This window comes from Hymenobacter lapidiphilus (genome assembly GCF_003417065.2).
GTDB lineage: Bacteria > Bacteroidota > Bacteroidia > Cytophagales > Hymenobacteraceae > Hymenobacter.
In genome coordinates this window covers 1-1,002 of record NZ_QVLT01000070.1, presented here as the reverse complement: position 1 = coordinate 1,002, position 1,002 = coordinate 1, and the positions used below count along the sequence as shown (strand labels likewise).

Below are 1,002 nucleotides of genomic sequence, written 5' to 3'. Positions count from 1 at the left end.
TGTATAGTCCCAGGGAGAGATGGTGTATTTTCCGGGCTGGAATTTCGCACGCACTTATGGGACAAATACTCCACGGCAGCGCCCGCACAACTTCGGCAATACGGGCCGCTATCCAACGTAGTCAGGAAAGCCTACAAACGTTAGCCTCCCGACACGGCATCAACCCCAAAACGGTGGCCAAGTGGCGCAAGCGCGCGACGACGGCAGATGCCGCGATGGGGCCAACGCCCGCCTCCACCGTACTCACACTCGCGCAGGAGGCGATTACAGTAGCTTTTAGAAAGCACACTTTGTTGCCGCTCGACGATTGTCTGTATGCCTTACAGGCCACTATTCCCCACCTGTCGCGCTCGGCGCTGCACCGCTGTCTGCAGCGGCATGGCATCAGCCGCTTGCCCTTGAACGAAGAGGGGCAGAGCCCAGCGAAGAAGAAATTCAAGGACTATCCCGTCGGCTATCTGCACGTCGATTTTGCCGAAGTGCACACGGAGGAAGGCAAGCAGTATCTTTTTGTGGCCATCGACCGCACGAGCAAGGTCGCCTTCGCCGAACTCCATCCGCGCGCTAAGCGGGTGGTAGCGGCAGAATTTTTGCGCCGCGTGCTCGACAAGCTGCCTTACAAAGTACACAAGGTATTGACCGATAATGGCGTGCAGTTCACAGCACAGCCGCATCAAGTACTGCCAGGCGGTCACAGTTTTGACCGCATCTGCCGCGAGTATGGCGTCGAGCATCGTCTGACCAAGCCCGCTCACCCCTGGACCAACGGCCAAGTCGAACGGATGAATCGCACGCTGAAAGAGGCCACCGTTCAGCGCTTTCACTATCAGACCACGCAAGAGCTCAACGAGCACCTACAAGCCTTTTTGCTGGCTTACAACCACGCCAAACGGCTTAAGACCTTGCGCGGCCTCACGCCACATGAATTTGTCTGTGCCGAGTGGCAGAAAAACCCCGTTAACTTTACCCAGGACCCGACCCACCTCACGCTGGGACTATACA

Annotated in this window: 1 protein-coding gene; it reads left to right on the top strand. The window is 57.4% G+C overall.

Going from position 1 to position 1,002, the window contains the following annotated elements:
* Window positions 1-56 precede the first annotated feature (56 nt).
* Window positions 57-1,002: IS481 family transposase (locus D0N36_RS19225; RefSeq protein WP_116943427.1), on the top strand; the 946-nt coding region annotated here is incomplete at its 3' end.